The sequence below is a fragment of the Desmonostoc muscorum LEGE 12446 genome (assembly GCF_015207005.2).
GTDB lineage: Bacteria > Cyanobacteriota > Cyanobacteriia > Cyanobacteriales > Nostocaceae > Nostoc > Nostoc muscorum.
In genome coordinates, this window is sequence record NZ_JADEXS020000001.1 from 542,731 (window position 1) to 556,590 (window position 13,860).

12 protein-coding genes are annotated in these 13,860 nt (G+C 38.1%); 6 read left to right on the forward strand and 6 right to left on the reverse strand.

What is annotated here, in order from left to right; all coding sequences use genetic code 11:
• Positions 1-7: 7 nt before the first annotated feature.
• Entirely contained in the window at positions 8-3,463 is a 3,456-nt protein-coding gene (locus tag IQ276_RS02310; protein ID WP_235115362.1) for a WD40 domain-containing protein, read from the forward strand.
• A 336-nt stretch (positions 3,464-3,799) separates the two neighbouring features.
• Here IQ276_RS02310 and IQ276_RS02315 read toward each other — a convergent pair whose 3' ends face one another.
• The 4 genes from IQ276_RS02315 to IQ276_RS40000 form a co-directional block, all read right to left on the reverse strand.
• Entirely contained in the window at positions 3,800-4,216 is a 417-nt protein-coding gene (locus tag IQ276_RS02315; RefSeq protein ID WP_193921348.1) for a putative universal stress family protein, read from the reverse strand.
• 84 nt (positions 4,217-4,300) lie between these two features.
• Positions 4,301-4,636, reverse strand: coding sequence for a hypothetical protein (locus tag IQ276_RS02320; RefSeq protein WP_190876541.1), 336 nt, complete (start codon positions 4,634-4,636; stop codon positions 4,301-4,303).
• Between the two features lie 210 nt (positions 4,637-4,846).
• Positions 4,847-5,248, reverse strand: coding sequence for a fasciclin domain-containing protein (locus tag IQ276_RS02325; RefSeq protein ID WP_190876540.1), 402 nt, complete (start codon positions 5,246-5,248; stop codon positions 4,847-4,849).
• Between the two features lie 64 nt (positions 5,249-5,312).
• On the reverse strand, positions 5,313-5,444 hold the full coding sequence (locus IQ276_RS40000) for a hypothetical protein (RefSeq protein ID WP_255264294.1): 132 nt from the start codon (positions 5,442-5,444) through the stop codon (positions 5,313-5,315).
• Positions 5,445-5,581: 137 nt separating this feature from the next.
• Between IQ276_RS40000 and IQ276_RS02330 the strand changes: the two genes are divergently transcribed.
• The 4 genes from IQ276_RS02330 (at position 5,582) to IQ276_RS02345 (ending at position 10,122) form a co-directional block, all read left to right on the forward strand.
• Complete coding sequence (locus IQ276_RS02330) at positions 5,582-6,424, forward strand: alpha/beta hydrolase (protein WP_193921349.1); 843 nt, start codon at positions 5,582-5,584, stop codon at positions 6,422-6,424.
• A 495-nt stretch (positions 6,425-6,919) separates the two neighbouring features.
• On the forward strand, positions 6,920-7,279 hold the full coding sequence (locus IQ276_RS02335) for a VOC family protein (protein ID WP_190876538.1): 360 nt from the start codon (positions 6,920-6,922) through the stop codon (positions 7,277-7,279).
• Positions 7,280-7,718: 439 nt separating this feature from the next.
• A complete protein-coding gene (locus IQ276_RS02340; RefSeq protein WP_193921351.1) occupies positions 7,719-8,768 on the forward strand; it encodes an aliphatic sulfonate ABC transporter substrate-binding protein in 1,050 nt (349 codons plus the stop codon).
• A 385-nt stretch (positions 8,769-9,153) separates the two neighbouring features.
• A complete protein-coding gene (locus IQ276_RS02345; RefSeq protein WP_235115363.1) occupies positions 9,154-10,122 on the forward strand; it encodes a VOC family protein in 969 nt (322 codons plus the stop codon).
• Between the two features lie 129 nt (positions 10,123-10,251).
• Here IQ276_RS02345 and IQ276_RS02350 read toward each other — a convergent pair whose 3' ends face one another.
• Both IQ276_RS02350 and budA read right to left on the reverse strand, forming a co-directional pair.
• The gene (locus IQ276_RS02350; protein ID WP_073639154.1) at positions 10,252-10,653 is read right to left on the reverse strand and encodes a VOC family protein; all 402 of its coding nucleotides are present in this window, start codon (positions 10,651-10,653) and stop codon (positions 10,252-10,254) included.
• A gap of 19 nt (positions 10,654-10,672) precedes the next feature.
• On the reverse strand, positions 10,673-11,452 hold the full coding sequence (gene budA, locus IQ276_RS02355; protein WP_193925940.1) for an acetolactate decarboxylase: 780 nt from the start codon (positions 11,450-11,452) through the stop codon (positions 10,673-10,675).
• Positions 11,453-12,241: 789 nt separating this feature from the next.
• On the opposite strand from budA, the gene IQ276_RS02360 reads away from it, so the two are divergent.
• Positions 12,242-13,546 (forward strand): MFS transporter, encoded by a 1,305-nt coding sequence (locus IQ276_RS02360; protein ID WP_193920961.1) that lies wholly within the window; start codon positions 12,242-12,244, stop codon positions 13,544-13,546.
• The last annotated feature ends 314 nt before the right edge of the window (positions 13,547-13,860 follow it).

Genomic DNA, 13,860 nt, shown 5'->3' on the forward strand with positions numbered 1-13,860 from the left:
AGGAGGAATGGAGTTTAATAGTTATTATAAGGTTGGTGGAAGTTTAAATGCTAATCATCGCACTTATGTGGTTAGGAAAGCAGATGGACAAATTTTTGAGTTGCTGAAAGCTGGGGAATATTGTTTTGTGTTTAACTCGCGTCAGATGGGTAAATCTAGTTTGCGAGTCCAAACAATCAAAAAACTTAAGGCGATAGGAATTAAATGTGCTTCTATTGATTTAACTATTCTTGGTAGTCATACTAGTTCAGAAAAATGGTATAAAGGTTTTGCGAATCAGTTATTATCTAGTTTTGAAATAGATGATATCGATTTTAATAGCTGGTGGTTACAGCATGATTCTTGGACAGAGATACAGAGGTTAAATTTACTTTTAGAGTTGTTGCTGTTGAATAAGTTTAGCTCTAATATTATTATTTTTATTGATGAAATTGATAGTTTAATCAAGAGTAAATTTAAGGATGATTTTTTTGCTTTAATTCGCGCTTGCTATAATCTCCGGGCTGAATCTTCAAAATATGAGCGTTTAACTTTTTGTCTGCTGGGAGTAGCTACACCAGGAGATTTGATTCAGGAAAGAGAACGCACGCCGTTTAATATTGGTAGTTCTATAGAATTAACTGGGTTTAGCTTTGCAGAAGCAAAAAATGCATTAATTCCAGGGTTAGCGGATAAGGTAGAGAATCCAGAAACGGTGTTCCAAGGTGTGTTAAACTGGACTGGTGGACAACCATTTTTAACTCAGAAGTTATGCAGTTTAATTGTAGAAGAAACAGAGAGTAGCTATCTAAATGTTAATGAATTAGTTCAAAATTATATCATCGATAATTGGGAAAGTCAGGATGAACCTGAGCATTTAAGAACAATCCGCGATCGCCTTTTACGAAATGAACACAAAGCTGGCAGATTATTGGGATTATATCAGCAAGCTTTACACTCAAACAAGGGAGTTTTGATCGATGGCAGTCAAGAACAAACAGAATTAAGGTTGTCAGGTTTAGTAGTCAAACAAGATGGTTATTTAAAAGTATATAATCCTATTTATCAAGCAATTTTTAATCAAACCTGGCTGAGGCAAGAATTAGATAAACTCCGTCCTTATAGTGAAGCAATTAATAACTGGTTGAACTCTCAACAAGATTCATATTGGCTATTACAAGGGAAAGTTTTAGATGAAGCTTTAGGATGGGCGGTTGGCAAAAGTTTAAGTAATTTGGATTATGAGTTTTTACAAGAAAGCCAAAAAGTTGCTACGGAATTACAAATTGAAGTTAACCAACAATTAGCCCAAGCTAGTGAACGATTAACTAAAGCTAATCAAATCGCTAAACAAAAATTAGCTCAGGCGAATAAAAAAGCAAAATATATAGTTTGGTTTGGTGGAAGTATCGCAACTCTCCTGATTTTAATCAGTGTGATTGTGGGACAAAATCAACTACACACTGCGAAGGAAGCTACAAGACTTACACAAGTCGGCTATAACGCCACACAACAATTCCAATCTAAACAACTGGAAGCTTTACTTTTAGCTATGAAGGCTGGACAAGATTTAAAATATCTTGTGAAAAATCAGTTTTCTTTGGGAGAATATCAAACAATCACTCCTTTATCTGCTTTACTGAATATTCTCACTAATATTCATGAATATAATCAATTTGATAGTGGTCAAACAACACTCAATCATCTAACTTTCAGTCCTGATGGTAAAATAATTGCTTCTGGTGGCGATGATGGAACTATTAAACTATGGCATAATAATGGAACTGCGATCGCTACTATTTCTAGTCATACAAATAAAGTAAAAAGTATCAGCTTTAGTCCCAATAGCAAAATTATTGCTTCAGCTAGCCAAGACGGAACTATTCAACTCTGGAATCGAGATGGTAGTTTTATTAAAACTTTATCTAAGGATAAAATTTGGTTAGTCAGTGCTATTTTCATTTCTGATAATACTCTTGTTTGTATCAGCAAAGATGGCACTATAAAATTCTCGCAGCTAGATAATACTCTTATTAAAACTATCTCACTCCAAAAGAATGCAATCACCAGCGCCAATATCAGCCCTAATGGTGAAGTTATTGCTGTTGGAAATGAAGAGGGAAATATTGAAATATACAAAATTGATGGCACTTTCATCAAAAAAATTGTTGGACATGAAGGTTGGGTGACAAGCATTAATTTTAGCCATGATGGAGAAAATATTGCTTCTGCTAGCGATGACAAAACTATTAAACTTTGGAAAAAAGATGGTACTCTAATTAGAACTTTCAAGGGACATACAAGTAGGATAAATGCTGTTAGTTTCAGCCGAGATGGTAAAACAATCGCTTCTAGTAGTAGTGACCAAACTGTAAAAATCTTGCAACTAGATGGTACTCTAATTAATACCTTCGTTGGGCATGGTGATTCGGTAGCTAGTGTGACTTGGAGTCAAGATAACAACATCATTGCTTCTGGTAGTGAAGACGGAATTGTGAAACTCTGGAAGCTGAACGCAGATATGATGACTACATTAACTGGGCATCAAGGCGGTATCACTAGTCTAAATTTCAGCCGTGATGGTAAAATAATAGCCTCTGGTGGTAACGATGGTACTGTGAAATTATGGCAGCGAAATGGAACTCTCATTGCTAACCTCACAGGGCATCAAGATTGGGTCAATAGTATTAGTTTTAGCCCCGATAATAAAACTATTGCCGTTGCTACTAATCAATTAGTTGCTAAACTATGGCAGCAAGATGGTACTCGAATTTATCCTTTGAGTGAGCATACAAAGGTAACAAGCCTTAGTTTCAGCCCCAACCAAAAAATACTTGCTTTTGGTACTGATAAAGGATTTATTGAACTTTGGAAGTGGGACGGAACTTTAATTCAACCCTCGACTAAATTCTTCACTGGGCATAAAAATTGGATAACAAGTGTCAGTTTCAGCCCTGATGGTAAAATTATTGCTTCTGGTGGTGATGATGATGGAACTATTGAACTTCGGCGGCTAGATGGAACTTTAATTAGTACCCTAACTGGACATAGAAAAGGTATTAATAGTATTAGTTTTAGTCCTGATGGTAAAATTATTGCTTCCGGAAGTAAAGATCAAACTATCAAGCTTTGGAAAAAAGACGGAACTTTAATTGCTACCCTGACTGGACATAGCGGTGCAGTAAATAGCGTCGCTTTCAGCCCTAATGGAGAAATGATTGGTTCTGGTAGTGATGACCAAACTATCAAGCTTTGGAAAAAAGATGGAATTCCCATCACTACATTGCTTGGACATAAAGGTTCAGTAACCAGCGTCAGTTTTAGTCATGATGGAAAAGTTATTGCCTCTGCTAGTAAGGATGATAAAGTAATTTTATGGAGTTTGCAATTGGATGATTTACTCTCACGAGGATGTCAATGGCTCCAAGACTATTTTCTCACTCATCCAGAAAATTACAAAAGTTTGAAGCAGTCTTGTAAGTAAACAATAGAATTCTCAATTTTTAATATATAGCAGTTTGCAATTGCGTGGAGTACAGACAATTCGTAGGGGCGCACAGCTGTGCGCCCCTAGCATATATCTCATTCAAATGAAAATCGCTATAAGTCGGGAATCTAATACCAATATGAAAAATGATTGCGAGAGATTGATTCACTCGCAACCCAAAAAAATTCAAAATAGTGTAAGTTTTTAGCGATCGCCAATCATCACAATTTTACAATTACAGCTATTTTCAGGTAAATAGACCACGCGGTAGGGGCACAGCAATGCTGTGCCCCTACTACAGATGTGGTTCAAATACATGAAAATTGCTGTAACCTACTCAAAAACATAGTTTTGAGCCACTTTCCAATAGCGCGAAAACCGTTTCAAATCAATATAGCCATCATAATCAAAAAATGCTTCCACCTCTAGTACTTCCACTTTTATGGAACGCTCAATTTGATTGCAGATATCATCAAACCGGGGACTCGGACTATCTACTGTCACCACTAAGTCTGCTTTGTGTTCTTCAGCAAAAGCCAAAATTTCTTCTACCACATCTCCACGGCGGATGACAACAGGTAACTCTAGCAAACATTCGTAAATAAACGTCAACCGTTTAAGGCTGAGTTGCCATTCTTCTATCAAAGCCTCGTCCCAAACCCAAATAGCGGGGGCATCAGGGTATTCTTGTAATGCGGGATTATATGGACTGAGGCAGTCTCCATGTACCCAAACAATCGGTTTACTCATTAGTCATTGGTCGTTAGTCATTAGTCATTAGTCATTATTTTTTTAACAAAGCACAACGGACAAATGACAAATGACAAAAAAATATCAGACATTGTTAGAAAGACTGGGGATGTTAGCGTAGCGTCTGTGAAAAATAATTGCTGCCGAATTAATCACCAAACAGGTGATTGCTAGAGACATCAAGATATAAGTAGGAGCCATCACCACACCAACCATAAACCAAGTGTATACGTGCAATAGCATCACGGAAGCGAAAAAGCTAGCAATTCCCGCAGACTGCCAGATTTGATGTGATGGGCGACGTAGCACTGTCAGAACCATTGTCAAAATTGTCACCAACAAATTTGCTGGTACAAGAAATGCACAAATAGTCACGCAGTTGGCGCGAGAGAATTCAGCTAAGGTGTTGAAATCGAACATTAAGATCCTGGGGATAGTGTTAGCAACCTATATATAATGTAACTTATTTCTAAATAATGAAATCTACCTTAGCATATATCGAGAGTATGAAAATTGAAAGTTTAACATAATTTAAATAATTAAACTAATTTCTTATAGTAACAATAGTGAATCCTAATGAGTCATAAAAATTTTGCATAAATCGGGTGGGAAACACCCACCCTGACTGAATTAACCGGGCAAAATCACTGTATCAATAACGTGAATCACACCATTATCAGCTTCGATATTTGGTGCCAAAACTGTGGCATTTTTAACTTCAAAACCATCAGAACAACTAATTTTAATCGGTGAACCTTCCACAGAATTCACCGTACCGAGTTGTGCCAAATCTGTCTGCAACAGCTTTCCCGAAACGACATGATATTTTAAAATCCGCGTTAACTGAGGAATATTTTGTAACAGAGTTTGAATAGTTCCGGGTGGTAACTTGGCAAAAGCAGCGTCATTGGGAGCAAAGACGGTGAAAGGCCCAGGACTTTTTAATGTTTCTACTAAACCAGCAGCTTGTACAGCCGCTACTAGTGTTTTGAAAGACTCAGCATTAACAGCAATATCAACAATATCAGCCATATGTCGTACCTAAATCTCTGCAAATGATTTTAAAGGATAATAAACATATTTTAAGTTTTATGTTTCAAATGGGGTCGGCGCCTACCCAATACTGTTCGGTTAAGCAAGAGACGCGATAAATCGCCGTCTCTACAAAGAATTGATTGTTGTAGAGACGGCGATTTATCGCGTCTTTCTCATGTAGAATTTTGATCAAAAAACCTTAATCGCTATTTTATACCACATCTGTTAGCCTGACTCAAGAATGGGGAAAGATGTAAACAATGAAGTTATCAGTTCTCTTGCAGGATGTATTTTGATAAAATTTCTTTTTTTTGTGATTTATAAATAAATATGAATAAAAAACAATTACTAAAAATAATAATCGGCGATTTTACTTGGCAAAGGTTGATGAAATCCATATTTTTTATTTATATATTTTTTGCTGTATATGTCTATTTTAGAGCAGACAGCATGATTTTTCTTCCACAATCATCTAGTTATCAGGATAGTCAGGAAATTATCAAATTGATAAGTAATGATAATACAAAAATTTCTGCTAGATATTTGTTTAATCCTCAAGCTGATTATACTATTCTTTATGCTCACGGTAATGCAGAAGATTTAGGTAATATCAAACAAACTCTAGAGCAATTACACGCTTGGGGGTTTAGTGTTTTATCTTACGATTATCGTGGTTATGGTACGAGTGAAGGCATCCCAACAGAAAATAATGCTTATCAGGATATTGATAGCGCCTACAACTACTTGACAAAAGACTTAAAAATATCACCCCAAAAAATTATAGTTTGGGGGCGTTCTGTTGGGGGTGGTTCTGCTGTAAATTTAGCAGCCCGAAGACCAGTAGCAGGTTTAATCATTGAAAGTACTTTTATCTCAGCATTTCAAGTAATAGTGCCATTTCGGATTTTACCTTTTGATAAATTCTCTAATCTTGACAAAATCAAAAATATTAACTGTCCTGTATTAGTAGTACATGGTAAAATTGATGAAATTATTCCTTTTTCTCATGGAGAAAAATTGTTTGCCGCTGCATCATCACCAAAACTTTCTTTGTGGATTGAAGAGGCTAGTCATAACGATTTGTTCTGGGTAGCTGGAGACCAATATCAAACAACTTTAAATAAATTTATTAAGGTGTTGAAGAAGAATTCGGAATTCACGAGTCAGAATTAAGACCCTGGTGGACTCGCTACCGCTACGCTATCTGTGGGGGATTCAAACCTGCCACTCTCTGACAAAGCGATCGTCCTCCATCGCTACTGAAATTAGGTACTGATGCTTAATGATGTATATATATTCGTAATAACCATACAGATGACTGAGGCGGGGCTAAAGGTGTAGAAATGAAATGCATTTTGAGTGATAGCGAGTAGCGTTATCTTGAGCTAGGTGAACACAGAGTTGAAGACTTTTTTCATCAGTACTGAGTGCTGTTAGCAGTAACGGGGCGTTTAGCCCGTGCTGAGTGCTGAGTAAATAAGTTTACTCATTACTGATGTACTTGGTAAGAGTAACTCCCCCTCTGGGCGGAATCCTTTTCTTAGGAGAAGGTTGATACCCCACCCCTTGTGGGCGATCGCACGGGGTAAACGCCCCCTGCAATTAACGGAACTCAGCACTCTTTATTCGCACGATCGAATACAATAGCTGCCTAATAGACAGGTTGCAATGCAAATTCTTAAAGTACTAACTAGAGTCTATCTTAGTCCCATAGACTTGGATGAGGCGATCGCTTTCTATGAAAACCTCTTTACAGAAAAATGTTGGTTGTGGTTTCAATATTCCGACGCTGAGTTGGAACTGGCTGGCGTCGGTTCTATTCTTTTAATTGCCGGTTCAGCTGAAGCACTCTCTCCATTCAAAAGTACACACGCAACATTTCTCGTTGACTCACTCAATGATTTTCGAGAAGCACTGACTCAGCAAGGCGCAGTAATTCTGACGGAACCTAACAAAGTCCCCACCGGAGTTAATATGCGAGCTATGCATCCTGATGGAACAATTATTGAGTATGTTGAGTTAGTTTGATTAATTTTTAGCCCAAAAAGCATCTGCCGTGAAGGTCTTGGCCTTTATGGACTTCCAAAAAATAAATTATCCCAAATTATTTGTACATTTTTCGGGTAGCACAGCTGTGCTACCTAAGTTCGCGGAGCGTCCCCCAGGGATGGGATGTTTTTTTCACTGGAAGTCCCTTAACTGAGTGTTGCCATTAGCTACTTAACGTTTGTTCTGCTGCTTGATTCTTCAAAGAGTCTATGATAATATCCGTGCAACCACAAAATACTGTAATCATATCGACTTACCGTAAATAATAGTCGATCTGGATTATCCACCATTTGTAAAGCTGCTTAATTGAATTAATCGGCTACAACTTTCATATAACTTTTCAGCCAATTGTCATTAGCACAAAAGGCAAATATTTTGTGCTGAAAAAACAACAACATTCAACAATTACTAGTGCATTATGGTAGAAATATCCAGCAAATCTCACTTCAAGCTATTCAATTCCTTTCTACTATTCTTAGTAGGTGGAGTATTCACATTATCCACAACTTTAGTCAGTTGTAAAGCGCCAAATACACCAGAAAAAGCAGCTAACGCCTCTAATAGCACCAAGACAAAAGTCCTACAGATGGGCTATATGACCGCGGGAGATCTACTCAAGATTAAAGGAGTGTTAGAAAAACGTTTAACTCCACTGGGGATTAAAGTCGAATGGTCAAAATTTGCTGCTGGGCCGCAACTTCTAGAAGCAATGAATGTGGGAAGTGTAGATTTCGGCTTTGTGGGTGAAACTCCGCCTATCTTTGCTCAAGCATCTGGCGTACCTTTTGTTTATGTTGCTAGCAGCAAACCTGGAACTGGTGAGGGAACTGCTGTAGTAGTGGAGAAAGACTCTTCCATCAAGACAATAGCTGACCTCAAAGGTAAGGGATTAGCCTTTCAAAGAGCTACAGCACAACAATACTTCGTTATAAAAGTTCTGGAAGAAGCAGGACTAAAACTTAGCGATATTAAACACATCAACCTCACACCATTAGAAACTCGTGCAGCATTTGAACGTAAGAGCGTTGAAGCAGCTGTAATTGGCGACCCCCACCTCGCTCTATTTGAGAAAACTAATAGAGTTCGTATCATCCGGGATGGTAAGGGAATTACCACCCAAGGAGGCTACTGGTTAGGCTCACGTAATTTCGTTAAAGATAATCCTGAGGTCGTGAAAATTATTTTGTCAGAAGTTAACAACATCGGCGAATGGGCTGAAGCCAACCCGCAGCAAGTAGCCAAACTGATTTCGCCGGAAGCAAAAATTGATGTTCCCACACTAGAACTCGTATCAAAGCGCAGGCGTTACACATTAAGACCGTTAAGTGAAGAAGTTTTGTCCGGACAGCAGAAGATTGCTGACTTGTTCTATGAACAAAAATTTATCACTAAGAAGATTGATGTTAGACAAGCAACACTTTCTTCTGAACAATATGCTGCTGTGACTCCTTCAGAAGTTAAGCCTTAACTTTGATTAGCGATCGCCTATGCCAGTTGCGTAAGTCCTGTTAATAACACGATTTACAAACCAAAGTCGAAACTATACTTTAATACAGTTAAGTTCAGCATTTCTTCCTTTTCTTCCTTTGCGTCCTTTGCGTCCTTCTCTACGAGACGCTGCGCGAAGGCGGTTCGTTAAAAAAATTGACTTCGACAAAGAATCAACCCTTAACTGAAGCACATTGAACTATAGTTATAATTAATAATTAATTATTAATTATTAATTATTAATAAAAAGTTAGATCCGCACTTCTCAAAGAAGCCAGGGATTTGGATGCTGCAAATTTTCACAATTTTCTCACCACAATTATCCTAAATAATGTAAATTTTCTGTAGTTATCAGGTAAATCACAATGATTAGTGGGATTTTTGAAAATTGTGTTGGATCAAAGGATATTGAAGCTACTCTAAAATATTGGAATGAATTCGGCTATCAAGAGGTCAAGAGAGGAGAATTTTCCGCAGAACAGGCAAAATTACTCTATGGTCATGCCTCAGATTTAACATCGCTGCGACTGCAAAATGGCAACTCATCGGCTCATGGATTGGTGCGGGTAATGTGGTGGAAACAACCACGCAATGAAGGTCTAGGTGATACATTGCCAGTGGTTGAAGGTAGCCGCTGGTTTGCTTCTCTGACTCAAGATATTTACGCGATCGCAGATGCTTTTGCCGACGACAAAGCCAGCGGCGGAGACTGGATTTATACTGAACCAGTGCGGGGCATCGAATTTATCGGTAATGTAGGGACGGGATTATATAACCGCTTTGTTGGTGTCCGGGAAATGTTTGTGATTGGCAAGGAGACACGACAGGCATTTTTCCAGCGATATAACTATGACCGTCCTGGTTACGGTACCATTAATACCAGTTCTGGGTTATTAGTGAGTGAGGGAACTCACTCAAGTTTCATCACTTCTGACCACAGCCTCACCTCTTTTTACACAGATGTTTTTGGACTTGTGCCGTCAGAGAATAACCCCAAGTTATCCGGCTATAAAAATCCATCAACTAAGCAGATTTTGATGCTTGATGAAGGGCAAGAATTTTATCTTTCGGTTTTCGCTTCACCAAAGACCAATGTCGGAGTTTTTCAAGTTTATAGCCCACTTTATCCTACGAGCGATCGCCGCGAATACGCTCAACCAGGTTCGTTGGGCATAAGCCTTTTCACTTATCAAGTTGAGGATATTGGGGCTTTTCATCAACACGCGATCGCCAGCAACGCTACGAACGTTACACCCATTGTTCCTAACGAATTTGGCGAACCTTCTTTTGGATTAATTGCACCAGATGGAATGTACTGGGTAATCGTTGGCTAGTCTGGGGATTGGGGACTGGGGACTGGGCATAGGGAAGAGGACAAGAAGACAGGGAGAAAACTTGCAATAAATCTTTCACCTTATCTCTACATCTCCCCAGTCCCTAGTCCCCAATCCCCAGTCCCCAGATTAAACCTCTCTACCACCTGTATGCGAGGAATTGAACGTCAATATATAGCCGTCTGGCCCAGTCAAGGTAAATGAACTGTGGATTCTGCCTGGTTCCACCTCAGAAACAGTCAGTCCCCACTCTCTAAAAACATCTCTAGTAGCAAAAACATCATCTACCATCAAATCAAAAGGCGCTTTGGTTCCCAAAGGAATAGCCTCTGGTGTTGTTCTCAAAACTAAGTGCGTTCCTCCCCGTAATTCTAAAACAGCTACTTGTTCTGATTGAGCAATTAACCGCAGCCCTATTTTGACGAAAAATTCGCTAGCTTCCAGTACATTACTCACATATAATCTCACATGACCAATTGCCACAGGGGGACGAGTATCTTTTTCTTCGGCAATAGTTTCTGATAGTGACATAGCTTTGATCCAAAAATATTTACTTACCGTTCGGTCTGCCATCTCCCAAATCAGCTTGGTCAAATTCAGCAGTTTTGGGCAAATTCATCTCAACATTGGATATAGTATCAATCTCTACTTTAGCATTTTGAAACTGCCCATCTAAAATATGTCCTCCAGTTTTTCGATTTGCAGTTAAAAAATGAAAATGATAGCCGCTAACATTTACTCCTTGCATATATTTTGGTGTCCGAAATCCTACTAAAGTACCATTCACATTCCTTAATTCAAAAACTGATTGTCCTTTCAGCGCATCTACCAAAAGACGATAGGGCGGGGTTTGTTTGGGAACGCTTCTAAATTTCAAATAAGGAAAATTACCTTGAATACGAATTGCATAAGGATAATTTTTAGTGGGTAAGCGCTGGTCTAAAGATTCCTGCAATTGCTGATAATTTATCTGCCCTTCTAAATGAATTAATTTTTCTGGTTTAAAAAAGGTGACGGTCGCAAAAGGGCTAATCGTGGAATCAGGAATGATGGACGCAATTCCATCAGCTTTAACCTGGTAAAATTTCCCATTTAATCCAATCATTTCCCCATCAAGATAATTGACTGTACCCAAACCAAAATCACCGTATTTTTTTAACTGCTGGAAATTAGTATTTCCTTCATAAATTCCTGCTGCCAGAGCGCTAATTGTAGATGTTTGAAATAGGGTATTTGTTGATGTATGTGCCTGAGTTTTGCCTGGCATCATCACACCTATTAATGCAATGATGCTTAAAATAGCTATCCAGAAATAACGCTTGAGTTTCATAAAGATAAAACAGATAAAAAGGAGTCAGAATTCAGAATTCAGAATTCAGAATACTCTACCCATGTTCGCGGAGCGTCCCGTAGGGAAGGGATAGAGTTTTAAATGAGTGAAAAAAATTTAATACTAGTTTCGCGCCACTTGCGGGCGTTAGCGCAGCAGGACGTTCGCGATAGCGTCTCCAAGAGTTGTACGGTTTTAAACCAATATTCATTACCCAGTCGTACAGAATTCATACTGAATTCTGACTCCTGAGTTCTGAATTCTGTTCAATAAATGTTCTCAATGAGGAGACAACGAAGAATTTACCAAACAAGGGCATGGGGCATTGGTTATTCTCCTCATCTCCCCATCTCCCTCATACCCCTCATCCCCCTTATCCCCTCGTCTTGAGATAATTGTCGTTCATCAACAGACATGATATGATTTTTAGTCACTGTGCATTAATTGTATTAGTGGCTTTTTTTTGAACAAATACTAAGGATGCAAACTTTCTGCTAATCTAATATTAAGCAAAGTTAACTATTGTTCTGGGCTTGTGATGTACAAGCCCAGCGAAGCTTTATCAAAAACATTCTGAGGACTTTGTATAAGTCTTCCAGATTCCTCTTCTCAGAACAAGAGGATAAAATTGCTGTCTTTTTTTATTGCCAAGACTATAAAGGCGTCGGGGAATTAGCGAAATCAGTAAAGAATTAAACGCCTAACCTTGGGTTGAGCGTGTGCCCATATTAATCCCGTATTAATTCGGTAAAAACATGCTTACAAACATTTTCAAATAGGGAAAAGCTGATGTTACCAAGTAATAGAGAAAATTTTCCAAAAGACAAATTAAAATTTGTGTCTTTTGAACTTCCATCGGCGCTTAAATCTCCGAATGTTGCTTGTTTCGTTATCGGGGAGAGCTTATCGTTTTTTGGCTCATGGATGACACAAATCGCTTTAGTATGGTTGGTTTATCAATTAACTAATTCAGCTATTTTAGTAGGTATAGCTGGATTCACAAATCAAGCTATGGGCTTGATTATTACACCTGTAGTAGGAGTATTGTTAGATCGTTGGAATTTACGATATGTCTTACTAACTACTCAGCTAGCATCTATTATTTTATCTTCTACACTAACATTTTTAACTATTAGCGATCGCATCACTGTTGCCTGGATTATAATTATTGGCACTCTCCAAGGAACGGTAAAAGCTTTTGATCTACCAGCACGTCAAGTAATTATTCCTAGACTAGTAGATAAAAAGGCTGATATTTACAGTGCAATGGCCTCCCATTCATTCTTAATTAATACTGCTAAATTTGTCAGTCCAATGATTGGGGGTTTACTAATTGCAAGTTCCGGAGCCGCTTCATGCTTTTTAGTAGATAGTATTAGTTATTTGCCCTTCTTATCTGCTATCTTAACCATCCAAGTCAAGCCTGTTCTGAAAAATTTATCAGAGCAAAAAACCAAAATTTGGCAAAATCTGAAAGAAGGCTTTGTTTTTGCCTATGACTTTCTGCCTATAAAATCTGTATTGGCTTTACAAATTGTCATTTGTTTCATGGCAATGACTCACGTAAATTTAATGCCTATTTTTGCCAAAGAAGTTTTGAGCGGTAATGCTAAAACTATGGGATTTTTGATGACAGCTTCAGCACTTGGATCTATAATTTCAGGATTTTATCTGGTTTCCCGAAAACAAGCCATAGGGCTGGAAGACATTGTGGCACGTTCTGCGGGAATTTTAGGTTTATCATTAATCGTATTTTCCCGCATCAAAAATTTGGAAGCTTGTCTAGTGTTTATGTTTTTTATAGGCATGAATACTACTTTAACTTTGGCTTCCATTAGTAATTTTCTCCAACTAATTATTGTTGATGAAAATAAAAGAGGTAGAGTCACTAGTATATTTACAACTGGTTTTTTAGGAGTCCTACCTTTTGGGAATTTATTCTTTGGAGGATTGGCCGATCGCATCGGTGTAACCAATGCTTTATTCTTTGGTGGTGCTTGTTGTATTGTAGGAGCTTATGTCTTTAGTAGAAAACTACGCACCATCAAAAAAATAGTACATCCAATTTATGTAGACATGGGCATAGTTACATAGTCATATCGAGCCAAAGCTACAGGCAATAGGCAATAGGCAATAGGGAAAGGTTAATTGCCTCTTGCCTTAAAAAACAGCTTTGCTTTTAAAGAAAACTAAGAGTAATACCTAAATTGTTGTAAAAACTACTTGATTTTCACAGGTGTTTGTGAGAAAGTTTGATTTAATAACTGCAAACATCGGTAACTCGATAGTCTTGCAGTATTTTGTCGAACTGGAAAAGAATCGTGGTTTGAGCTATGCGATCGCAGCAATGCTTTAACCACAGAGTATGCTATTGAGTTGATGAAAACTGTAAAAGTCTAACAGCTATG

What these genes read in the sequence shown, in the direction of transcription:
- IQ276_RS02310 (WP_235115362.1), top strand. Translation starts at nt 8, where the DNA reads ATGGAGTTTAATAGTTATTATAAGGTTGGTGGAAGTTTAAATGCTAAT.
- IQ276_RS02315 (WP_193921348.1), bottom strand. Translation starts at nt 4,216, where the DNA reads ATGAGTAAACCGATTGTTTGGGTACATGGAGACTGCCTCAGTCCATAT.
- IQ276_RS02320 (WP_190876541.1), bottom strand. Translation starts at nt 4,636, where the DNA reads ATGTTCGATTTCAACACCTTAGCTGAATTCTCTCGCGCCAACTGCGTG.
- IQ276_RS02325 (WP_190876540.1), bottom strand. Translation starts at nt 5,248, where the DNA reads ATGGCTGATATTGTTGATATTGCTGTTAATGCTGAGTCTTTCAAAACA.
- IQ276_RS02330 (WP_193921349.1), top strand. Translation starts at nt 5,582, where the DNA reads ATGAATAAAAAACAATTACTAAAAATAATAATCGGCGATTTTACTTGG.
- IQ276_RS02335 (WP_190876538.1), top strand. Translation starts at nt 6,920, where the DNA reads ATGCAAATTCTTAAAGTACTAACTAGAGTCTATCTTAGTCCCATAGAC.
- IQ276_RS02340 (WP_193921351.1), top strand. Translation starts at nt 7,719, where the DNA reads ATGGTAGAAATATCCAGCAAATCTCACTTCAAGCTATTCAATTCCTTT.
- IQ276_RS02345 (WP_235115363.1), top strand. Translation starts at nt 9,154, where the DNA reads ATGATTAGTGGGATTTTTGAAAATTGTGTTGGATCAAAGGATATTGAA.
- IQ276_RS02350 (WP_073639154.1), bottom strand. Translation starts at nt 10,653, where the DNA reads ATGTCACTATCAGAAACTATTGCCGAAGAAAAAGATACTCGTCCCCCT.
- budA (WP_193925940.1), bottom strand. Translation starts at nt 11,452, where the DNA reads ATGAAACTCAAGCGTTATTTCTGGATAGCTATTTTAAGCATCATTGCA.
- IQ276_RS02360 (WP_193920961.1), top strand. Translation starts at nt 12,242, where the DNA reads ATGTTACCAAGTAATAGAGAAAATTTTCCAAAAGACAAATTAAAATTT.